19 protein-coding genes are annotated in these 22,408 nt (G+C 63.3%); 3 read left to right on the forward strand and 16 right to left on the reverse strand.

Going from position 1 to position 22,408, the window contains the following annotated elements; genetic code table 11:
* The first annotated feature begins 402 nt into the window (after window positions 1-402).
* Window positions 403-2,076 carry a 2-isopropylmalate synthase gene (gene leuA, locus C2H86_RS06385; RefSeq protein ID WP_159411879.1) on the forward strand — a complete coding sequence of 558 codons (1,674 nt, stop codon included), beginning with the start codon at window positions 403-405 and terminating at the stop codon, window positions 2,074-2,076.
* Between the two features lie 235 nt (window positions 2,077-2,311).
* Here the strand turns inward: leuA and C2H86_RS06390 are convergent, their stop codons facing one another.
* The 3 genes from C2H86_RS06390 to zwf are packed head-to-tail and all read right to left on the reverse strand — an operon-like array spanning window position 2,312 to window position 5,179.
* The gene (locus tag C2H86_RS06390; protein ID WP_159411880.1) at window positions 2,312-2,992 is read right to left on the reverse strand and encodes a bifunctional 4-hydroxy-2-oxoglutarate aldolase/2-dehydro-3-deoxy-phosphogluconate aldolase; all 681 of its coding nucleotides are present in this window, start codon (window positions 2,990-2,992) and stop codon (window positions 2,312-2,314) included.
* A gap of 17 nt (window positions 2,993-3,009) precedes the next feature.
* Window positions 3,010-3,723, reverse strand: coding sequence for a 6-phosphogluconolactonase (pgl, locus tag C2H86_RS06395; RefSeq protein WP_159411881.1), 714 nt, complete (start codon window positions 3,721-3,723; stop codon window positions 3,010-3,012).
* Window positions 3,710-5,179, reverse strand: coding sequence for a glucose-6-phosphate dehydrogenase (zwf, locus tag C2H86_RS06400; RefSeq protein WP_159411882.1), 1,470 nt, complete (start codon window positions 5,177-5,179; stop codon window positions 3,710-3,712). Before zwf ends, pgl begins: the two co-directional genes overlap by 14 nt.
* Before the next feature lie 211 nt (window positions 5,180-5,390).
* Between zwf and hexR the strand changes: the two genes are divergently transcribed.
* Window positions 5,391-6,254 (forward strand): DNA-binding transcriptional regulator HexR, encoded by an 864-nt coding sequence (gene hexR / locus C2H86_RS06405; RefSeq protein ID WP_177326722.1) that lies wholly within the window; start codon window positions 5,391-5,393, stop codon window positions 6,252-6,254.
* Here the strand turns inward: hexR and C2H86_RS06410 are convergent.
* From C2H86_RS06410 to edd, 11 genes are all read right to left on the reverse strand, one after another.
* Window positions 6,247-7,101, reverse strand: coding sequence for a D-hexose-6-phosphate mutarotase (locus C2H86_RS06410; protein ID WP_159411883.1), 855 nt, complete (start codon window positions 7,099-7,101; stop codon window positions 6,247-6,249). The genes hexR and C2H86_RS06410 overlap by 8 nt on opposite strands.
* Before the next feature lie 117 nt (window positions 7,102-7,218).
* Window positions 7,219-8,562 (reverse strand): carbohydrate porin, encoded by a 1,344-nt coding sequence (locus tag C2H86_RS06415; protein WP_159411884.1) that lies wholly within the window; start codon window positions 8,560-8,562, stop codon window positions 7,219-7,221.
* A 41-nt stretch (window positions 8,563-8,603) separates the two neighbouring features.
* On the reverse strand, window positions 8,604-9,758 hold the full coding sequence (locus tag C2H86_RS06420) for an ABC transporter ATP-binding protein (protein WP_159411885.1): 1,155 nt from the start codon (window positions 9,756-9,758) through the stop codon (window positions 8,604-8,606).
* 3 nt (window positions 9,759-9,761) lie between these two features.
* The gene (locus C2H86_RS06425) at window positions 9,762-10,607 is read right to left on the reverse strand and encodes a carbohydrate ABC transporter permease (RefSeq protein ID WP_159411886.1); all 846 of its coding nucleotides are present in this window, start codon (window positions 10,605-10,607) and stop codon (window positions 9,762-9,764) included.
* A complete protein-coding gene (locus C2H86_RS06430; protein WP_159411887.1) occupies window positions 10,600-11,508 on the reverse strand; it encodes a carbohydrate ABC transporter permease in 909 nt (302 codons plus the stop codon). Before C2H86_RS06430 ends, C2H86_RS06425 begins: the two co-directional genes overlap by 8 nt.
* A gap of 133 nt (window positions 11,509-11,641) precedes the next feature.
* A complete protein-coding gene (locus tag C2H86_RS06435; protein WP_159411888.1) occupies window positions 11,642-12,928 on the reverse strand; it encodes an ABC transporter substrate-binding protein in 1,287 nt (428 codons plus the stop codon).
* A gap of 104 nt (window positions 12,929-13,032) precedes the next feature.
* Entirely contained in the window at window positions 13,033-14,283 is a 1,251-nt protein-coding gene (locus C2H86_RS06440) for an AGE family epimerase/isomerase (protein WP_159411889.1), read from the reverse strand.
* Window positions 14,284-14,384: 101 nt separating this feature from the next.
* On the reverse strand, window positions 14,385-15,839 hold the full coding sequence (locus tag C2H86_RS06445; RefSeq protein WP_159411890.1) for an ATP-binding protein: 1,455 nt from the start codon (window positions 15,837-15,839) through the stop codon (window positions 14,385-14,387).
* On the reverse strand, window positions 15,820-16,545 hold the full coding sequence (gene gltR, locus C2H86_RS06450) for a two-component system response regulator GltR (RefSeq protein WP_159411891.1): 726 nt from the start codon (window positions 16,543-16,545) through the stop codon (window positions 15,820-15,822). Before gltR ends, C2H86_RS06445 begins: the two co-directional genes overlap by 20 nt.
* 67 nt (window positions 16,546-16,612) lie before the next feature.
* Window positions 16,613-17,572 (reverse strand): glucokinase, encoded by a 960-nt coding sequence (locus tag C2H86_RS06455; protein ID WP_159411892.1) that lies wholly within the window; start codon window positions 17,570-17,572, stop codon window positions 16,613-16,615.
* On the reverse strand, window positions 17,569-19,395 hold the full coding sequence (gene edd, locus C2H86_RS06460; RefSeq protein WP_159411893.1) for a phosphogluconate dehydratase: 1,827 nt from the start codon (window positions 19,393-19,395) through the stop codon (window positions 17,569-17,571). Before edd ends, C2H86_RS06455 begins: the two co-directional genes overlap by 4 nt.
* A gap of 265 nt (window positions 19,396-19,660) precedes the next feature.
* Here edd and gap point away from each other — a divergent pair, with 265 nt between their 5' ends.
* Complete coding sequence (gene gap, locus C2H86_RS06465; protein WP_159411894.1) at window positions 19,661-20,662, forward strand: type I glyceraldehyde-3-phosphate dehydrogenase; 1,002 nt, start codon at window positions 19,661-19,663, stop codon at window positions 20,660-20,662.
* 186 nt (window positions 20,663-20,848) lie between these two features.
* Here the strand turns inward: gap and C2H86_RS06470 are convergent, their stop codons facing one another.
* Both C2H86_RS06470 and C2H86_RS06475 read right to left on the reverse strand, forming a co-directional pair.
* The gene (locus C2H86_RS06470) at window positions 20,849-21,628 is read right to left on the reverse strand and encodes a gp53-like domain-containing protein (RefSeq protein WP_159411895.1); all 780 of its coding nucleotides are present in this window, start codon (window positions 21,626-21,628) and stop codon (window positions 20,849-20,851) included.
* Between the two features lie 11 nt (window positions 21,629-21,639).
* The gene (locus C2H86_RS06475; RefSeq protein ID WP_159411896.1) at window positions 21,640-22,404 is read right to left on the reverse strand and encodes a LamG-like jellyroll fold domain-containing protein; all 765 of its coding nucleotides are present in this window, start codon (window positions 22,402-22,404) and stop codon (window positions 21,640-21,642) included.
* Window positions 22,405-22,408 lie beyond the last annotated feature (4 nt).

Below are 22,408 nucleotides of genomic sequence, written 5' to 3' on the forward strand. Positions count from 1 at the left end.
CCTGCTTCGCGGGCAATCCCGCTCCCACAGGGACCGCGAAGCCCTGTGGGAGCGGGTTTACCCGCGAAGAGGCCAGCACAGCCAACATCACTTCCACTGTGTTGCGCCATCGAAAAATACTGAGCAATGAATACAAAACAAAAAACAGATATCAGCGATAAAATCTCGCTATCTCTCTTTTTTTAAGCATTCCTCTCAATTTTTTTCGAACGCTTGCCATCCCCCACCCCACTGGTTAGGGTTGAGGCATGAAAACCTTCAGCACCCTCATCCTGCTCCGACAACATCGCAGCCTCTGCCTGGTCAGCGCCCGACTACCAGGCTGATTCGCGTCGCCTCGCCTCTTCATCTCGTTACAGCTCGGCAGGCCCGATCTCGGCCGCACACAAAAGGATTGCTTCCATGACCATGCTCAAAGACCCATCGAAGAAATACCGCGCTTTCCCGACCATCGACCTGCCTGACCGTACCTGGCCGTCGAAGACCATCACCGAGGCGCCGATCTGGTGCAGTTCCGACCTGCGTGATGGCAACCAGTCGCTGATCGAGCCGATGGACTCGGAGAAGAAGCTGCGCTTCTGGAAGACCCTGGTGCAGGTTGGCGTGAAGGAAATCGAAGCTTCGTTCCCATCGGCCTCGCAAACCGACTTCGACTTCGTGCGTACGCTGATCGAAGACGGCCACATCCCGGATGACACCACCATCCAGGTGCTCACCCAGGCCCGTGAAGACTTGATCGCCCGCACCTTCGAGTCGCTGCGCGGCGCGAAGAAGGCCATCGTCCACCTGTACAACGCCACCAGCCCGTCGTTCCGCCGCATCGTCTTCAACCAGGACAAGCAAGGCGTGAAGGACATCGCGGTGAACGCGGCCAAACTGTTCGTCAAATATGCCGCGCAGCAGCCAGAAACCCAGTGGACCTTCCAGTACTCGCCGGAAACCTTCAGCGCCACGGAAATGGAGTTCGCCAAGGAAGTCTGTGACGCGGTCATCGAAGTCTGGAACCCGAGCCCCGAGCACAAGATCATCCTCAACCTGCCGGCCACCGTGGAAGTGTCCACGCCGAACATCTACGCCGACCAGATCGAGTGGTTCTGCCGCAACGTCAGCCGTCGCGACAGCGTGATCATCAGCCTGCACTGCCACAACGACCGTGGCACCGGCATCGCTGCCACCGAACTGGGCCTGATGGCCGGCGCCGATCGTGCCGAAGGCTGCCTGTTCGGCAACGGCGAGCGTACCGGCAACGTCGACCTGGTGACCCTGGCACTGAACCTCTACACCCAGGGCATCGACCCGCTGCTGGACTTCTCCGACATCGACGGCGTGCGCAAGGTGGTCGAAGAGTGCAACCAGCTGCCGGTGCACCCACGTCACCCGTATGTCGGCGACCTGGTCCACACTGCATTTTCCGGTTCGCACCAGGATGCCATCCGCAAGGGCTTCGCCAAACAGCAGGAAGGCGAGCTGTGGGAAGTGCCGTACCTGCCGATCGACCCGGCCGACATCGGCCGCAGCTACGAGGCGGTGATCCGCGTCAACAGCCAGTCGGGCAAAGGCGGCATCACCTACCTGCTCGAGCAGGAATACGGCATCAGCCTGCCACGCCGCATGCAGATCGAATTCAGCCAGGTCGTGCAGGGTGAAACCGACCGCCTGGGCCTGGAAATGACCGCTCAGCAGATCTACAGCCTGCTGCACAAGGAATACCTCCAGGCCAACGCGCCGTACGCGCTGGTCAGTCACCGCCTGCAGGAAGAGAACGGCAACAGTGCCGTGGAAGTGGAAGTCGCCGGTGAAGGCGAGACCACCCTGCACTGGCGCGGCAAGGGCAACGGCGCCCTGGAAGCACTGGTAGCCGGCCTGCCGGTATCGGTCGAGATCATGGACTACAACGAGCACGCCATCGGTGCGGGAACCAATGCCAAGGCGGCGGCCTATATCGAACTGCGCGTGGCCGGTGGTCGTCCGGTGCATGGTGTGGGTATCGATGAAAACATTACCACCGCCAGCTTCAAGGCCCTGTTCAGTGCGCTGAACCGCTCGCTGAGCCAGCAGGAAGCCAAGGCGGCCTAAGCGTCACGCGATGAATGAAAACCCGCATCCCTTGATGCGGGTTTTTTATTGCCTGTACCGGCCCTTTCGCGGGGCAAGCCCGCTCCTACAGGAATTGCGCAGGCCCTCCGGCAAGCATGGGCCTTGTAGGAGCGGGCTTGTCCCGCGAAAGGGCCGGTACAGCCAACACAGAAATTCCAGGCAAAAAAAGGGGCGCCGACCAAGCGCCCCATAAGCCGTAAAGCACACAACAAATTCAGTTGGCGTCCAGCAGAGCCATCGCCTCGGCGCTGCACGCTTCGATCCGCGCCCAATCACCGTTCTTGATCCAGCTACTGTCGAGCATCCAGGTGCCGCCCACGCACATCACGTTAGGCAGCGCCATGTAATTGCGCACGTTGGCCGAGTTCACGCCACCCGTCGGGCAGAAGCGAATGTCACCGAACGGGCCGCCAAACGCCTTGATCGCGGCCACACCGCCGCTGATTTCCGCCGGGAACAGCTTGAAGCGGCGGTAGCCCAGTGCATAGCCCATCATGATCTCGGACGGTGTGCTGATGCCTGGCAGCAGCGGGATCTCGCTGTCGACACCGGCTTCGAGGATGTCCTGGGTAATGCCCGGCGTGACGACGAACTGTGCGCCAGCGGCTTCAACCGCTGCAAACATGCTGCGGTCGAGCACGGTGCCGGCGCCGACGCAAAGCTCCGGACGCTGCTCACGCAGCACCTGGATAGCCTTCAGGCCATGCTGCGAACGCAAGGTCACTTCCAGGGTGCGGATACCGCCAGCAGCCAGGGCGTCAGCCAGTGGCAGGATGTCTTCCTCACGGGCGATGGTGATTACCGGCAGGATGCGCGCCTGTTCGCAGATGGCATCGATCCGGGCGGCTTTATCCGCCATCGAAAGCTTGGGCTGTGGGCGTTCAAGGGTGGTCATGACAGTGGATCCTTGGCTCATGGGCACCAGTAGATGTCCAGGGGGTCGAGAAGAAAGGCGCGAATCGGCATTTCGGAAAGGTCGTTGCCCGCCAGCGCGGCGCGCAGGGTAGCGAGTTTGCCCGGGCCTTGCACGGACAGCGCGATGAATGCCGCGCTGGCCAGCAGGGAACGGGTCATCGTCAGGCGCTGGTGCGGCACGCTCGGGGCCAGCATCGGCAGGCAACGGCGCGTGCTGTTCGGGGCCAGGGCTTCGGCGAGTTTGGGGCTGCCCGGGAACAGCGAGGCGGTATGGCCATCGTCGCCCATGCCCAGCACCAGCGCATCGATAGGTGGCAGCTCTGCCAAGGCCTGGTCGGCGCCGTCTGCGGCCGCGTCGAGGTTTCCGGCCTGCTGATAGAGCCCGACGAAGCGGGCCTTGCCGGCAGCGCCCTTGAGCAAGTGGCGGGCCAGCAAGCCGGCATTGCTGTCGGCGTGCTCCACCGGCACCCAGCGCTCGTCGGCCAAGCTGACGGTGACCTTGGCCCAGTCCAGCTGTTCGCCGGCCAGCTTCTCGAGGAACGGCACCGGGCTGCGCCCCCCAGACAACACCACGCAGGCCTGGCCCTTGGCGGCAATGGCCGCACGCAGGCGCTCGGCCACGTCATGGGCCAGGGTAGCGGCCAGTGCTTTGGCATCCGCCAGCTCGTGCACCTGCACGGCCGCCGGCAGCTTCAATTCAGATATCGCCATACCATGACCTCCCATCGCGCGTGATCAATGCAATCGAGCTCATCGGCCCCCAGGACCCCGCCGCGTATGGCTTGGGCGTATCGCCCGCGTTACGCCAGCCAGCGATCAACTGGTCACACCACTTCCAGGCATACTCGATCTCGTCCTTACGCACGAACAGGTTCTGGTTGCCACGCATCACTTCGAGCAGCAAGCGCTCGTAGGCATCCGGAATCCGCGCACTGCGCCAGGTGTCGGAAAAATTCAGCTGCAGCGGGCCACTGCGCAGTTGCATGCCCTTGTCCAGGCCCTGCTCCTTGGTCATCACCCGCAAGGATATGCCTTCGTCCGGTTGCAGGCGGATGATCAGCTTGTTACCGATCTGCAAACGCTGTTCCGGGGCGAAGATGTAGTGCGGCGTTTCCTTGAAGTGGATGACGATCTGCGACAGCTTCTGCGGCATGCGCTTGCCAGTGCGCAGGTAGAACGGCACGCCCGACCAGCGCCAGTTGCGAATGTCGGCGCGCAGGGCGACGAAGGTTTCGGTATCACTCTGGGCATTGGAATTGTCTTCTTCCAGGTAGCCCGGCACCGGCTTTCCATCGCTGTAGCCGGCGATGTACTGTCCGCGCACCACACGGGTGCTCAAGCCTTCGCCGGTGATCGGTGCCAGTGCCTTGAGCACCTTGACCTTCTCGTCACGGATGCTGTCGGCCGACAGCTCGCTGGGCGGGTCCATGGCGATCAGGCAGAGCAGTTGCAGCAGGTGGTTCTGGATCATGTCGCGCAGCTGGCCAGCCTTGTCGAAGTAGCCCCAGCGGCCCTCGATGCCGACCTTCTCCGCCACGGTGATCTCCACGTGGGAGATGGAATTCTGGTTCCACTGGGTTTCGAACAGGCTGTTGGCAAAACGCAGGGCGATCAGGTTCTGCACCGTCTCCTTGCCCAGGTAGTGGTCGATGCGATAGACCCGGTTTTCCGGGAAGAAACGCGCCACGGCATCGTTGACCCGCCGCGACGACTCCAGGTCATGGCCAATGGGTTTTTCCAGCACCACCCGGGTGCGGGCGGCCAGGCCAGCCTTGTCGAGGTTCTCGCAGATGGCGCCGTAGACGGCCGCCGCCGTGGCAAAGTAGGCGATCAGCGGCTGCTCGGCGGTCAGTTGTTCGGCCAGGGCCTGGTAGCCCTCGGGCTGCAGGAAGTCCAGGTGCTGGTAGCGCAGGCGGCCAAGAAAACGCCCCAACGCGGCGGGCTCGATTTCAGCCTCGGCCACATGCCGGCGCAGGTGCACTTCGATGGTGTTCAGGTGATCCTCGGCGCTGCCGACCTCGCGGGCCAGCGCCAGCAGGCGGGTGTCCGCGTGCAGGAGGTTGGCACGGTCGAGCTGATAGAGCGCGGGAAACAGCTTGCGCAATGCCAGGTCGCCAAGGGCGCCAAACAGGGCAAAGGTGCAAGGTTCGACACTGATCGCAGCCATGATGTTGGTTCTTTCCTAAAGTTGGTCTAGGAATACCGCTTTCACACACGGTTTTCAAGGGATAATGTAGTAAAAACCACAACATCACACACAAGCGTTACAGACAAGTGGTACGCCAATCGCACCGACAGTACGATAGACGACCGTGCAAAAAGCCTGCTGCTCCCACAGCCGGCTGTCTTCTCGACCCAAGGACACACCCATGGACCGCGTGCGAAACCTCCTGGAACAGATCCAGGGACGCCTCGACGAGCTGAACAAGGCCGAACGCAAAGTCGCCGAAGTCATCCTGCTCAACCCGCAACAAGCCACCCGCTTCAGCATCGCCGCGCTGGCCCAGGCGGCCAAGGTCAGCGAACCGACCGTCAACCGCTTCTGCCGCTCGTTCGGTGTCAGCGGCTACCCGGAGCTCAAGCTGCAACTGGCGCAAAGCCTGGCCAGCGGTGCAGCGTATGTCAGCCGTGCGGTGGAAGCCGACGACGACCCGGCAGCCTACACCCAGAAGATTTTCGGCAGTGCCATCGCCTCGCTCGACAGCGCCTGCCAGCAACTGGACCCGCAACAGGTCAGCCGCGCCGTGGACATGATGATCCAGGCCCGGCAGATCCACTTCTTCGGCCTCGGCGCCTCGGCACCGGTGGCCCTTGATGCCCAGCACAAGTTCTTCCGCTTCAACCTCGCGGTATCGGCCCATGCCGACGTGCTGATGCAGCGCATGCTGGCCTCGGTGGCACACACCGGCGACCTGTTCGTGATCATCTCCTACACCGGGCGCACCCGCGAGCTGGTCGAAGTAGCACGCCTGGCTCGGGAGAATGGCGCGTCGGTGCTCGGCCTGACCGCTGCCGGCTCGCCGTTGGCCCAGGCCTGCAGCCTGAGCCTGCACATACCGCTGCCGGAAGACACCGACATCTACATGCCGATGACTTCGCGGATCATCCAGCTGACCGTGCTCGACGTGCTGGCCACCGGCATGACCCTGCGCCGCGGCGTGGACTTCCAGCCGCACCTGCGCAAGATCAAGGAAAGCCTCAACGCCAGCCGCTACCCGATCGAGGACGACGAACTCAACTGAGCCGGTGCGCCTGCAGCCGCAGGTGCGCACGCTGCCCAGGCGCCAGGCTCAGGCCCTCGCCACTGCCGCTGGCCGCCTCGACGCAGACGAATCCCTGGCACTCACGGCCGCTGACGCCCATCAACGGCCGATTGCCCGGGTGCCAGACCACGGTATCGTCGCTGTCGCCGGTGTCGATGCACAGCTCCCGCTCCCAGGCCGGGTCCTGCAGCTGCACCCGTGGCGTGCCGGGGAAGACTTTCTGGCAGCCACCCTTGAGCTTGAGCGCGCCGTCTTCACGGCAGGCCTGGCGGCTCAGGCGGTCATAGCCTTCGATATCCTCGAGCCCGGACAGCGCTATCTCAGACACGTCACTGATACGCCAATAGGCCAGCAGCGCATGGCTCAGCTGGCAAGGTTCGCTGTCCTGGTGCTCGGTGCTCAGGCTCAGTTCCATGCGGTTGCCGAGCCTGGCGTGCAGGTCTACCTGCCAGTCGCACAGGTCCAGGCGCCATTTCAGGGTCACGCCCTCCTCGTCCTCGCGGCTGTCCACCAGCTTCCAGTCGAGCAGGCGCGCCCAGCCATGCGCCGGCCACAGGTCTTCGCTAGGGTGGCGGCCATACCAGGGCCAGCACACCGGCACACCACCGCGAATGGCACCCACCTGCGGCCATTGCTCGGCGCACCATAGCCAGGGCCGCTCACCGGCCGGCTGGAAGTGCAGCAGTTGCGCGCCCTGGCGGCTGAACACCGCCTGGCAACGGGGATGGTCGATGATCAGCACATCGCGCTGCTGGTAACGCTCCCACTCGAATGTCGGCCGCGGCCGCTGCGAGGAAAAGAAGCGATGTAGCGGATGTTCAGGCATGGTTCCAAGCTCTTGTTGTTTGAGATAGCGCTATCTCGGCCTATCCCCGACAACCACTGCAAGCCAGTGGGTGCCGGGAGCCGAATTTGGATTGGCGTAAATTTACAACAAGTTCGCTTAGAAAGACGACTGAATCTTCAAACCTGCGACCAGCGCGTTATCGACTTCGTCCACACCGCCCGGGCTCTTGATGTATTGCAGGTTGGGCCGCACGGTCAGCCAGTTGGTGACGTGGAAGCCGTAGTAGAGCTCGGCGTTGTACTCGGTGCGCTGCAGCGGCACGAAGCCTGGGTTGTCGTAATCGTCGATACCGCTCTGGGCATTGAGCAACTCGGCGCGTTTCTTCACGTCATCGTTCACATGGATGCGCGCCACGCCAAAGCCGATGTCGTCCTTGGGCCGGGCGTCGAAGGCACCCTTGTAGACCAGACCGACCTGCTGGTAGTTATCGACCACGTTGGTGGCCTTGTCGTGCACGGTGAAGTTGGCGAACAGGCTCAGGCCGCGATTGATGTCGCCGCCATGGGCGGTGACCTGCTGCTGCGCCACCACCCACCAGCCGTGCTTGCTCGAATGCGACTTGAAGTCCTGGCCGGTGACCGCCTGCGGGTTGCCGTTGACGTCTTCGAATACGTCATCGGCCTTGGCGGTGCTGTAGTAGTAACCCAGGCGGTATTCACCCGGCAGATCATTGACCTTGGGCGACCAGACCATCTCGACCGGCAGGATTGCGCCTTTTGTGCCGCTGCCACTGAGCTTGAAGCCGTTGCCGGTCTCCAGGTTCGACGGGTTCTGCTCGAAGGCGCCGACTTGTACGAAGAATTCCGGGGTGATGTTGTACTTGACCCGCAGTGCCCACTGGCTGACCGGCCAGTTGTACCAGATGCCACCGACCCAGTTGCCCACCTGCGAGCCGCAGAAGGCCAGGTTCTGGAAGTCGCAGGGGAAGCTGTTGAAGTCCTCCCCCTCACCGAAGCGGCCGACCTTCACGTCCAGCGCGCCGTCGAAGTACTTCTGCTTGACCCACATCTGCGTCAGCCGCCAGGTCTGGCCACGGCCCCACACTTCCTGCACCGAACTGAACTGCCCGGCGCGCGGGTCGCTGATGCGGTCGTTGGACAGGTTGCGTCCACTGCGTTCGGTGATCGCCAGCTTGAACTCGGCATCGTGCCATCCGAGGATCTTCTGCAGGTCCAGGTGGGCGCCAAGCGCGAACTGGTCACTGTAGCGTGCGGTCTTGTCGTCGTTGTAGCCGCCATGCAGGTTACCGGCCACCTCGCCCACGTAGTCGAGGGTGAAGTCGTAGCCCTTGTCCAGCAGTTCGGTGCGGGTACCGCCCCAATCGCCGGTCATCCATTTCGACTCGCTGGAAAATGCCTCGGCAGCCTGCACGCCGCTGCTGCCGACCACGGCAAGCAGGGCCAGTGAACCCAAGGTTCTGATGCGATTGCGCTGTTCCATCCCTTTGCGTCCTCTTTTTTCTTATTGATGGTGTAGACGAGTTAGCGGCCCTTGAAGTGAGCCACATTGTCCTTTACGGCGGAGTTGCTGCTGGCCAGGTGCAAACGCTCGCCGCTGCCTTCGTCGAACAGCAGCACCCGTGCCGGGTCGAACTGCAGGTTCAGGCTGTCGCCCACCCGGCAGGCGACGTCCGGCGCCAGGCGGCAGCAGACCTTGGTCTGGTTGAGGGTGACGAACACCAGCAGGTCCGGCCCGGTGGGCTCGGTCACCTGCACTTCGGCGCGGATACCAGGCAGGCCGTTGCCCTCGCCTACGCCCAGGACGATCTGTTCGGGGCGGATGCCGAGGATGATCTCGCGACCATCGAGGTCATCGTTAGCCGGCCCCAACGGCAGTTCGCAGCGCGCCTGGCCACTGTCGAGCACCGCCAACAGGCGCCCGTCCTGCTTGGCCAGGCGCACTGGAATGAAGTTCATCGGTGGCGAGCCGATGAAGCTGGCGACGAACTGATTGGCCGGGTCGTTGTAGATCTGCTGTGGCGTACCGAACTGCTGGATGATGCCGTCCTTCATCACCGCCACCTTGTCGCCCAGGGTCATGGCCTCGATCTGGTCGTGGGTGACATACACCGTGGTGGTCTTCAGGCGCTGGTGCATCAGTTTCATTTCAGTGCGCATCTCGACCCGCAGCTTGGCGTCGAGATTGGAAAGCGGCTCGTCGAACAGGTAGATCTTCGGCCGCCGCGCCAGCGCCCGGCCCATGGCCACACGCTGCTGCTGGCCACCGGACAGCTGCGCCGGCTTGCGTGCGAGCAGGTGCTCGATCTGCAGCAGCTTGGCCACCCGCGCCACTTCTTCATCGATGGCCGACTGCGGCATCTTGCGGATCTTCAGGCCGAATTCGATGTTCTCGCGCACGCTCATGGTCGGGTACAGCGCATAGGACTGGAACACCATGGCGATATCGCGATCCTTGGGGCTCATGCCGCTGACGTCCTGGTCGTCGATGAGGATTGCGCCGCCGGTGATGTTTTCCAGGCCGGCGATGCAGTTCATCAGGGTCGACTTGCCGCAGCCCGAGGGGCCGACCAGGATCAGGAACTCACCATCCTTGATCGACAACTGGATGTCCTTGAGGGTGTCTGGCAGGCCGCTGCCGTAGGTCTTGTTCACATTGCGAAGTTCGAGCGTTGCCATGACTTACCCCTTGACCGCGCCGGCCGTGAGCCCGCGGACGAAATATTTGCCTGCCACCACGTAGACCAGCAGGGTTGGCAGACCGGCGATCATCGCCGCCGCCATGTCGACGTTGTATTCCTTGGCCCCGGTGCTGGTGTTGACCAGGTTGTTCAGGGCCACGGTGATCGGCTGTGAATCGCCGCTGGAGAACACCACGCCAAACAGGAAGTCGTTCCAGATCTGGGTGAACTGCCAGATCAGGCAGACCATGATGATGGGTGTCGACATCGGCAGGATGATGCGGCGGAAGATGGTGAAGAAGCCGGCGCCGTCCAGGCGCGCAGCCTTGACCAGGGCATCGGGGATGCTCACGTAGAAGTTGCGGAAGAACAGCGTGGTGAAGGCCAGGCCGTAGACCACGTGCACCAGCACCAGGCCGCTGGTAGTGCTGGCCAGGCCCAGCTTGCCGAGGGTGAACGACGCCGGCAGCAGCACGGTCTGGAACGGCAGGAAGCAACCGAACAGCAGCAGGCCGAAGAACAGCTGCGAACCGCGAAAGCGCCACATCGACAACACATAGCCATTCAGCGCGCCGATGGTGGTAGAGATCAGCACCGCCGGCACGGTGATCATGATCGAGTTCCAGAAGTAACCACTGACCGTTCCCCAGGCCTTGACCCAGCCGATGCCAGTGATCACGGCGGGCCAGCTCAGCAGGTTGCCGGTGCTGATGTCTTCCGGCGACTTGAAGCTGGTCAGCAGCATCACCACCAGCGGCACCAGATACAACAGCACGGCGATCAGCAGTACCGCATGGATCGCGATACGGCTCAGGCTCAGCGCCGGTTTTTCCGAAAGACTATGCATGGCGCTTGCTCCGCAGCTCCGAGTACAGGTACGGCACGAGGATCGCCAGGATCGCCCCGAGCATCAGGATGGCACTGGCCGAGCCCATGCCCATCTGGCCGCGGCTGAAGGTGAAGGAGTACATGAACATCGCCGGCAGGTCGGAGGAGTAGCCCGGGCCACCGGCCGTCATTGCCGCCACCAGGTCGAAGCTCTTGATGGCGATGTGCGAAAGAATCATCAGCGAACTGAAGAACACCGGGCGCAGGCTGGGCAGCACCACGGTCCAGTAGATACGCGGCAGGCTGGCACCGTCGATCTGTGCAGCGCGGATGATCGACGGGTCGACCCCGCGCAGGCCGGCGAGGAACATCGCCATGATGAAGCCCGAGGCCTGCCACACGGCGGCGATCACCAGGCAGTACACCACTCGGTCAGGGTCGATCAGCCAGTCCAGGCGAAAGCCCTCCCAGCCCCAGTCGCGCAGCAGTTTGTCCAGGCCCATGCCGGGGTTGAGCAGCCATTTCCAGGCGGTACCGGTGACGATCATCGACAGCGCCATGGGGTACAGGTAGATGGTGCGGATGAAGCCTTCGCGGCGGATGCGCTGGTCCAGCAGCACCGCCAGCAGCACGCCGATGGCCAGGCTGATGGCAATGAACAGGCCACCGAACAGCATCAGGTTCTTGCTTGCCACCCACCAGCGGTCGTTGTCGAACAGCCGGGCGTACTGCGCCAGGCCCGCCCACTTGTAGGTCGGCAGGAAGGTCGAGGTGGTGAAGGAGAGGACGAAGGTCCACAGGATGTAGCCGTAGAAGCCCACCAGGACGATGAACATGCTTGGCGCCAGCACCAGTTTCGGTAGCCAGCGCTGCAGCGCGTCCAGGGGTGAGGCCCGCAGTTGGGCGGTTGTTGTTGTCATGTTATGGATCTCGAGGTACGGGCGGTGCTTTGCACCGCTTCGCGGGCAAGCCCGCTCCCACATGGGCCCTGCTCACCACAGGTCCCGGGCAGGACGCCGGACCTGTGGGAGCGGGCTTGCCCGCGAATAGCCTTTACTTGGCTGCCTTGATCGCCGCCGCCAGCTTCTTCGCCGCATCGGCCGGGTCGGCCTTGGGGTCGTTGATGTAGTTGGTCACCACATCGAAGAAGGCGCCCTGCACGGCCAGCGTGGTGGCCATGTTGTGCGCCATGCTCGGCTGCAGGCCGCCAGTCTTGGCATCGGCGAGGAAGTCCTTGGCGGAGGTCTGGGCGCAGTCGTCGAAGCCGTACTTGCCCATGTCGGCGAGCATGTCGTTGCGCACCGGGATCGAGCCCTTGTTGATGCTGAAGACCTTCTGGAAGTCTTCACCCAACACCTTGCGGGCAATGTCCTGCTGCCCGGCGGCAGTGCCCTTGTCGTTCTGCTTGAACACCACCAGCGAGTCGATGTTGTACAGGAATGCCTTGTCCGTGCCGGGGAACGGCACGCACTGGTAATCCTTGCCGGCGGTCTTCTTCGCCAGGGTCCACTCGCTCTTGGCCCAATCACCCATGATCTGCATGCCGGCCTTGCCGTTGATGACCTTGGCCGCTTCGAGGTTCCAGTCCTGGCCCTTGCCGTCAGGGTCCATGTAGGTGGCGACTTTCTTGAGTTCGGCGAGCGACTTGACCATCTCGGGGCCGGTCAGGGATTTCTCATCCAGATCGACCAATGCTTTCTTGTAACCATCCACCCCCATCACCGCCAGCACCACACTCTCGAAAACCGTGCTGTCCTGCCAGGGCTGGCCGCCATGGGCGAGCGGAATGAAGCCGGCAGCTTTGAGCTTGTCGGCAGCGGCGTAGAATTCGTCGAGAGTGGTCGGCGCCTTGTCGATGCCGGCCTTCTTGAAGACCTCAGGGTTGATCCACAACCAGTTGATGCGGTGGATGTTGACCGGTACCGCGACATAGTCGCCCTCGTACTTAACGGTGTCGGCGACTTTCTTGTCGAGCAGCGAATCCCACTTTTCTTCCTTGGCGACGCCCTTGAGCACATCAGCGTCGAGCAGGCCGGTGGCAGCCCAGTCCTGGATGTCCGGCCCCTTGATCTGCGCGACACCAGGCGGGTTGCCGGCCACTGCGCGGCTTTTGAGCACGGTCATGGCCGTGGCACCACCGCCACCTGCGACAGCGCCGTCCTTCCAGGTGAAGCCGTCTTTCTCGACCTGGGCCTTGAGCACATCCACAGCGGCTTTTTCGCCACCGGAGGTCCACCAGTGCACCACTTCGATGCTGCCTTTGGATTCGGTGGCGGAGGCACTGAGCGGCAGGAGCGAGGCGAGGGAGATCGCGGCGGCGAGGCGGAGAGTCAAATTCATCGGAATACCTTTCTTGTTGTTATGCCGGGCAAGTCGGTCGCTTGCATTGCATGGAGTCTAATCAGCGCGCCCGCCTCGCCAGGTAACGAAGCGATGGGCGAATGTCATCGTTTGGTTACATAACGCGAAACTGCCGTCGCCAGGCTGGGTGCCAAGGGTAGAACCGGCAGCAGAACCGCCTGATAGGCGTGATACAGGTCCGGCTTGCCCGGCCAGATGGTGCCGGCAGGGCGATTGTTCGCATCGAGTTCGTGGTGCCAGCTGCCGCCGGCACGGTCGATGAAATGGTTGTCGATGAAGCCCCAGAAACAGTGGTACCACTGCTCGTAACCGGATTCACCAGTTCTGCGCAACAGCGCGGCGGCGGCAGCGCTTGCCTCGGCATGCACCCAGTGCAGGCGCTGCCTGACGACAGGGCGGTTGTCCCAATCCAGGGTATAGACGAAGCCAGGTTCGCCATCGGCATGCCAGGCGTGACGACAGGCGCTGTCGAACAGGCCACGGGCGCAGGCCAGCAGCCAATCGGGTACAGGCAGCCCAGCCAGGTGCAGGCTGGCCTCCAGGTGCAGCAGCAGGCGTGCCCATTCCATGGCATGCCCGGGCGTTGTGCCGTAGGGGCGGAAGTGGTCGGCCGGATGCTCCAGGTTGTAGTGCGGCACTGGCTGCCAGAACGCGTCGAAATGCTCGATGACCCGATGGCCGTTGGCGGCGGCGTGGGTGTGGATGATGCGCTCGGCAATGCGCAACGCCCGTTGCAGCCACAGGGTGTTGCCGGTGGCATCGGCCAGGGCCAGGAACGCCTCGGTAGCGTGCATGTTGCTGTTGGCGCCACGGTAGGCTTCTGGCTGCTGCCAGGCGCGGGAGAAGGTTTCACGCAGGGCACCCTCCTGCTCGCACCAGAAGTGCGCTTCGATTACCCCCACGGCGTCCGCCAGCAACTGCTCAGCACCGACAATGCCGGCCACCTTGGCGGAACTGGCGGCCAGCGCGACGAATGCATGCAGGTAGGCAGCCTTGCCACTGTCGTAGAGGCCTTCGGGGTGCGCGAACCAGCCATCGTAGCTGGCATCGCGCAACACCCCGCGCAAGGCCGCGACACCATGCTCGGCGTAGGCCAGGCAGCCTGGCACACCCTGGATATGCGCGAGGGCGAAGCAGTGGGTAATGCGTGCGGTGTTCATGGTTTCGGCGACGGCACCCGGCGCGAGGTTGCCCGACGCTTCGAGGTTGCCGAAGCCGTCCGGCAACTTCGATGCCTTGGCAAAGGCCAGCAGGCGCTGCCCTTCGGCCATGAGCCAGGCAGCATGAACCGGTGAATCCAGCCAGCTGCCGAAGGGAAGATCGATGTGCTTCATGGGCCTGCGCGTTCCTTGCCAGTCGTCTGCGAAGTCTAGCCAGCCGTCCTGGCCGGGATGTCACGAAGGACTGTGGTTGTGTCACCAGTCGGTGACATGCCTCAGTCCATGCCTCTTGGCAGATACAGCGTCACCCGCAAACCGCCTTCGCGCAGGTTGAGCAGGCTCACCTCGCCGCCGTGACTGTGGGCGATGTTACGTGCGATACCCAGCCCCAGGCCGTAGCCCTGCTGCTTGCCGGCCAGGCGAAAATGCGGCTCGAACACCTGCTCCATTTGCTGTTGCGGCACGCCGGGGCCATGGTCATCCACCTGCAGCACGAAGGCCTCGGCACTGTCGATGATCCGCAGATGTGCCCGCTCGCCATACTTGATGGCATTGTCGATCAGGTTGCCGATACAGCGGCGCAGGGCCAGCGGCTTGCCCGGGTATGGCGACACAGCACGCCCTTCGACGGTGATACGGCCGTCGCCCAGGTACGGCTCGGCGAGAATCTCCAGCACCTGATTGAGGTCTATCGGCTCGATGTTCTCGTGGATGTCGGTGTCCTTCACGCACTGCAGAGCCCCTTTGACCAGCAACTCCAGCTCGTCGAGGTCCTGGCTGAACTTGGCCTGCAGCCGCTCGTCCTCGAGCAATTCCACGCGCAGGCGCAAGCGCGTGATCGGCGTGCGCAGGTCGTGGGAAATGGCGCTGAACAACTGCGAGCGCTCGGTCAGGTAACGGCTGATGCGCTCGCGCATGCTGTTGAACGCTCGCCCCACTTCCACCACCTCGCTGCCGCCGCCTTCGGCCACCGGCGCCACATCCGCACCCAATGACAGTTCGCGCGCGGCACGTGCCAGGCGCTTGAGCGGCCAGCTCTGCCAGTGCACCAGCAAGCCGATGAACAGCAGCAGCAAGGCGGTGGTCAGGACGATGAAGCCGATCTGCTGACGTGGCAGGCGTTCGGTTTCGAGGCTGGTGTAGGGTTCGGGCAGCAATGAGGCGATGTACAGCCATTCGCCCTGGCCCAGGCGGATCTGGGTCACCAGCACCGGCGGGTTGAGCGGCTCCAGGGTCAACGAGTAATGCGCCCAAGAGCGCGGCAGCTCATCAAGCTTCAGGCCACTGTTGAAGATGCGCAGGTCATCGGGGGCGACGAACTCGACGGAGATCTCCATCTGCTCGCCGAGCCGCTCGTGCAGCACGTCCTGGAACACGTCGATCACCGCCTGCTTGCGTGGCGTGATGGGCAACACCGGCATGTCCAGCGGCTTGTCGTTGAGCGACACGAAAAAGCGCGTGCCGCCCATGCTGCGCAACTGATCGAGCACCATCGGCCGATAAGCCACCGGCAGCGAGCGGAAGTAGCTGACGCTGGCGCTCATGGAATGGGCCAGGCTGCCGGCACTGGCGCGCAGGCCCTGTAACTGGCTGGCACGTAGCTGGGCGACCCAGATCAGGCTCGACAGGCCCTGGGCCAACAGCACCACGAGCAAGGTCAGCAGCAGCATGCGCCCCAGCAGCGAGCGCGGCAGCAGGCGCCAGCGCCGCTCAGGAAGCGCAGCAGACATGGGCAGCCAGCAGGTAACCACTGCCACGCACGGTGCGGATCAGCCGCGGCGGCTTTTCGGTGTCGCGCAGGCGCTGGCGCAGGCGGCTGACCGCCATGTCGACGATGCGGTCCAGCGGCATCGGCTCGCGGCCGCGGGTGGCATTGCCGATAGTGTCGCGGTCGAGGATCTGTTGAGGGTGGTCGAGAAACAGCTTGAGCAGGGCAAAGTCGGCACCGGACAGAATCACCTCTTCACCATCGCGGTGGAACAGCCGGTGGCTGATGGTATCCAGACGCCAGTCGTCGAAAGCCAGCACGGCACTGACAGGGGCGGCCTGGCCGAAATCGCTGCGGCGCAACAGGGCCTTGATCCGCGCCTGCAATTCACGAGGGCTGAACGGCTTGCCCAGGTAGTCATCGGCGCCCAGTTCCAGGCCAATGACGCGATCGGCTTCATCGGAGCTGGCGGTCAGCATGATGATCGGTACCCGTGACTGGCGCGGGTGCTGGCGCACCCAGCGGCACAGGCTGAAGCCGTCTTCGTCAGGCAGCATGACGTCGAGGATCACCAGGTCGTATGGGGTGTTTTCCAATGCGCGGCGAAAACCCTGGCCATCGGCTTCGGCGTGGACCTGGAAGCCGGCACGGCTCAGGTAGGTTTGCAGCAGTTCACGAATTTCCTGATCGTCGTCGACCATCAGGATGGACTTTCCGGCAGTGCTCAAGGTATCCCGCCCTCATTGTTGTCACAGGTCTTCGTCGCCTGCTATTGGGGACGCAAAGCGGCCCCCGTCAGTGATCCAATGATTGCTGTAATGCCACCCCTGCCCCCAGCAGTCCAGAAAATTCCGCAGTCACCAGCCACACCGGCACACCCGCGAAGTAACCACTCATGCAGCCTTTGTCGGCAAAGCTGGCGGCAAATCCGCTGCGCAGGAACAGCTCGGCAAAGCGCGGGATCACGCCGCCGACAATATAGACCCCACCGCGCGCGCCCAGGGTCAGCACATTGTTACCGGCCACGCGCCCGAGGAAGCGGCAGAACTGCTCGATCACCGCCAGCGCCCGTGGCTCGCCGCCCAGCGCCGCATCGGTGATCTGCGCAGGCGTTGTGTGTCGGGGCGTGTCGCCATCCAGCGCGCACAAGGCCTGATACAAGCGCACCAGGCCACCGCCGCTCAATACGGTCTCGGCGCTGACGTGGCCTATCTGGCTGTGCATCTGCTGATGGATCGCCGCCTCGCGGGCATTGCCCACCGGCAGGTCGACATGCCCGCCTTCACCCGGCAGCGCCTGCCAGTGCTGCTCGCCCAAGCGCAACAGGCTGCCGACGCCCAGGCCAGTGCCCGGGCCAATAACCAGCGCGGGCCGCGCCGGATCCGCCTTGCCTGGGCAGACCTCACGGTACTCACCAGGTTGCAGGCGGGTCATGCCCAGGGCCTGGGCAGAAAAGTCGTTGATCAGCAGCAGCCGCTCGACCTGCAAGGTCTGGCAGAACGCCTCGTGACTAAGACGCCAGTGGTTGTTGGTGAAGCGGAACTCATCGCCATCCACCGGCCCGGCCACCGCCAGGCACACCGCCGCGAGGCCGCCACGGGCAATGCCGTGGCCTTGCAGGTAAGCCTCGATGGCCTGCTCCGGGCTGGTGTAGTCCGCCGTGGCAAAGACCTTCACCTGGTACAGCTGGTTGTCACGCCACAACGCAAAGCGGGCATTGGTGCCACCGATGTCGCCAACCAGCAGGTCCTTCATTTGAGGTTCTCCAGGGCCGAGGTGAAGGCGCTCGCGCCCTGCTCTGCCGGGCTGAACGCCATGCGCATGAAGCCGAACAGCTCACGTCCGCAGCCCAGGTCGTTGCCCTGGGGCGCGGGCGGCAGGTCACGGCTGGCCAACTCCTCGGCCGACACCATCACCCGCAGCGTGCCTTCGACGCCATCGACCCGCACGATATCACCATCGCGCACGCGTGCCAGCGGGCCACCGTCGAACGCTTCGGGGCAGACGTGGATGGCCGCCGGGATCTTGCCCGAGGCGCCCGACATGCGACCGTCGGTCACCAGCGCAACCTTGTAGCCACGGTCCTGCAGCACGCCGAGGAACGGCGTCAGCTTGTGCAGCTCGGGCATGCCGTTGCAGCGCGGGCCCTGGAAGCGCACCACGGCAACGAAATCGCACTCCAGCTCACCTGCCTTGAAGGCATCGGCCAGCGACTGCTGGTCATGGAACACCCGTGCCGGCGCTTCGACCACCCGATGCTCAGGCGCTACTGCAGAAACCTTCATCACGCCACGGCCCAGGTTGCCTTCCATCACCCGCAGGCCACCCTCGGCCGAGAACGGCCGTGCCACCGGGCGCAGGATGCTCTCGTCCAGGCTCTGCTGCGGCCCTTCGCGCCACACCAGCTTGCCGTTGTCGAGGAACGGTTCCTGGGTGTAGCGGCGCAGGCCGTGGCCAGCCACGGTGTTGACGTCTTCGTGCAGCAGGCCGGCATCGAGCAGTTCGCGGATCAGGAAGGCCATGCCGCCAGCGGCCTGGAAGTGGTTGATGTCGGCCTTGCCGTTGGGGTAGACGTGGGACAGGGTCGGCACCACCTCGGACAGGTCGGCCATGTCCTGCCAGGTCAGCTGGATGCCGGCCGCCTGGGCAATCGCCGGGATGTGCAGGGTGTGGTTGGTCGAGCCGCCGGTGGCGTGCAAGGCCACGATGGAGTTGACCAGCGCTTTCTCGTCGACGATCTCGCCCAGCGGCATGAAGCTGCCACTGGCCTTGGTCATGCGCGTGACCTGCTGCGCCGCCTCGGCGGTCAGGGCATCGCGCAGCGGGGTGTACGGGTTGACGAACGAGGCGCCTGGCAGGTGCAGGCCCATGACTTCCATCACCAGCTGGTTGGTGTTGGCGGTGCCATAGAAGGTACAGGTGCCGGGGCTGTGGTAGGACTTCATTTCCGATTCCAGCAGCTCCTCACGGCTGGCCTTGCCTTCGGCATAGCGCTGGCGCACGTCGGCCTTCTGCTTGTTGGAAATGCCGGAAACCATCGGCCCGCCCGGCACGAAGATGGTCGGCAGGTGGCCGAAGCGCAGCGCCCCCATCATCAGGCCGGGGACGATCTTGTCGCAGATGCCGAGCATCAGCGCAGCGTCGAACATGTTGTGCGACAGCGCTACCGCAGTGGACATGGCGATCACTTCGCGGCTGGCAATGGCCAGCTCCATACCTGGCTCGCCTTGAGTCACACCGTCGCACATGGCCGGCACGCCACCGGCGAACTGGCCGACCGAGCCGACCTCGCGCAGGGCCTGCTTGATCTGGTCAGGGAAATGCAGGTACGGCTGGTGCGCCGAGAGCATGTCGTTATAAGACGAGACGATGGCGACGTTGGCCGCGTTCATCAACCGCAGGGTCTGCTTGTCCTCGGCACCGCAACCGGCCACGCCATGGGCGAAGTTGGCGCACTGCAGGCTGGCACGCATGGGCCCGTCACTGGCCGCGCCACGAATCAGCTGCAGGTAGCGTTCGCGGGTGGCTCGGCTGCGTTCGATCAGCCGCTGGGTGACCTCAAGGATGCGCGGATGCATGTACTGGACTCCAGGCTAATTGTAAGGGCGGTTTACCGGGCATTTCCCCTCCAAACGATTGCGGCCTAGGCTCAAGGTAGAGGGGCTCACGATATCGGGGGAGGCACTTCGCCCAACCACTCGTTGTATGTTTAAACAAAATACTGCCATCAAAAAGGCTTGTTTTCTATCGCTCAGTGAATAATCTTGTAATTCCAACAACAAAACCGTTTCAGTGAAGCGCCTTTTTGCCACAGGTTTCACTCGGACCGCCAGAGGTACTGCCATGACCCTACGTATCGCCATCAATGGATTCGGCCGCATCGGGCGCAATGTCCTGCGCGCACTGTATACCCAAGGCTACCGCCAGGACCTGCAGGTCGTCGCCATCAACGACCTGGGTGACAGCACAATGAACGCCCACCTGCTCAAATATGACAGCGTCCACGGCACATTCGATGCGCTGGTCGAGGCCGACCATGAAAGCCTGACGGTCAATGGTGACCGTATCGCGGTCAGCGCCATCCGCAACCCGGCCGAACTGCCGTGGAAGGCCGAAGCGATCGACGTGGTGTTCGAATGCACCGGGCTGTTCACCGACCGTGCCAAGGCCGCCGCGCACCTGGCTGCGGGCGCCGGCAAGGTGATCGTCTCGGCGCCGGGCAAGGGCGTCGATGCCACCGTGGTGTACGGGGTCAACCACGATATCCTGCGGGCATCGCACCAGGTAATCTCCAATGCCTCGTGCACCACCAACTGCCTGGCGCCGATCGCCCAGGTGCTGCACCGCGAGTTCGGCATCGAACAGGGGCTGATGACCACCATCCACGCCTACACCAACGATCAGGTGCTGACCGACGTCTATCACAGCGACCCGTACCGCGCCCGCTCGGCCACCCAGTCGATGATCCCGAGCAAGACCGGCGCCGCCGAGGCCGTGGGCCTGGTGCTGCCGGAACTGGCCGGCAAGCTCACCGGCATGGCCGTGAGGGTGCCGGTGATCAACGTGTCGCTGGTCGACCTGACCGTCAACCTCAAGCGCGAGGCCACCGCCGAGCAGGTCAACCAGCTGTTCCTCGAAGCCAGCCGGCACTCCAAGGTACTCGGCTACAACGCCCTGCCGCTGGTGTCGTGCGACTTCAACCATAACCCGCTGTCGTCGATCTTCGATGCCAACCATACCCGCGCCAACGGGCGCATGCTCAAGGTGCTGGCCTGGTATGACAACGAGTGGGGGTTCTCCAACCGGATGCTGGACAACTGCTTGGCATTGGCCAACGCCCGCTAGCAAAAGCGGACTTCATTTCCTGTGGGAGCGGGCCTGCCCGCTCCCGCAGTGAAGGTGCAAGTCCCAAGAGCCGACAATCCCTTGTAGGCGCGCGGCGGATTTGGCACCGCCATGCAACGGATTTGGCACCGCAGACGCGCAGAGGCCGCTCAGAGTTGAGCGGCCTCTTTGGCATCTGGGGTAGCGTCAGTAGCCCGGAGCCTTCCCAAGGGCCCGCCATTGGATAGCGGCGGCGAAGTTTGCGGTGTCGTTGAACAGCTTGTACTGGGTGTTGCTGATGGCGAAAGCGCCGGCCGAGTTGCCGTCTCCATCGGTGGCGTTCGGCGAGGTCTTGTTGCCGAAGCAGCTGTAGACCTCGGCAAACGGTCGTGGGAAGTCAATCGCAGCGGTCGTAGCGTCTGGCCCTGCGCTACCTGAGCCCCACTGCTCCAGCAAGCCAGTGGCAGAATCCAGCTTCCACCCCGTAGCCGCCATGAGTGCGGTGTTCTTGTTCTGCTTCGCGGCAAGCCCGGCATCCACTTCAGCTCTGGTGTAAGCGTCAAGAATGCCGTAGCCCGCCAGCGTGTTGGCAACTGCTGCCCTGAAGGTCAGCAAATGATCCACCTCGGCCTTGGTGTAGGCATCACCGATGCCATACCCACCGAGCGTAATGGCGTTGTTCGCCTTCTGCGATAGCAGCATGTCGGCCTGAGCCTTGGTGTAAGCGTCAAGAATCCCGTAGCCGGCCAAGGTAGTGGCCTTGGTCGCAAAGTTGGCCACCATCGCCCGCAGGGACTTCAGGAGCTGCTGCGAGTCCTCAGGGTTAAGTGAACCCTGGTAGGCCATCACGACCGCCACCAGCTCCTCCTGAAGCATGTTCAGCCAACCCGCGACCAGTGGGGTGGCCGGCACGCCTCCGGCCTGCGAGCCCCACCGGAAGAGCCCTTCGGGCGTGCACAACGTGGTCCACGCAGATACGCGATCCATCAGCCCACCTCTCAGTAGTAAGTTTCAGCCAGATACTTATCGACCAGTGCCAGCTCGCCGTCGGTGAGCGCGCTGTTGAAGGCCATAGGCGAACGCATGTAGCACGACGCAGTGCCCGGCGTTGAGCTGGTGGTGACAATGCCGCCCAGGCACACGCCAGGAGCCAGACTGAGGGTCTTGAGCGCGTCGTTGGTCAACTTCACCTGCTGAACACCGTTGACATACAGCGTCATGGTGCCCGCAGCACGGTCGTACTTGAGCATCATGCGCAGCCACGCGGTTTTGCTTGGCACCGGCCCGGTGTAGTCGGTGAACTGGGTGAACAGATTGGAAGTACCAATGCGGAACTTGCCACCAGCGGTCGAGATGAACCAATAACTCTGACCCGTGCCCGGTAGTGCTGCACTGCTAGCGCCCACCGCCGAAAGATCGTCGGCGACCGGGCATTGATTGAAAGCGACGGTAAATGAGCCGGTAGTATCGAAAGTGGTATCACGGACTACTGCAGCGGCGGTGCCCAACAACAAGGCCGGCTTACCGTCGAAAGCGTTCTCCAGTCGGGTAGAGGGCGGCGAGCCGTTCAGCGGGATCTTATTGGCGGTAACGCGATCCTCAAGGCCCAGGTCATCGTTACTGATGCCCCACTTCGCCGTGGCACCCCAAAGCTTCAACGAAGCCAAGTTGGCAATCTCGATCTCCCGCGAAGAGACATCAAGTTGCGGCAAGCCTGGAATATCGAGGGAGCCAGCGAGTTGAATGATTTGGCGTACAGTCATGATC

The organism is Pseudomonas putida (assembly GCF_009883635.2).
GTDB classification, from domain to species: Bacteria; Pseudomonadota; Gammaproteobacteria; order Pseudomonadales; family Pseudomonadaceae; genus Aquipseudomonas; species Aquipseudomonas putida_W.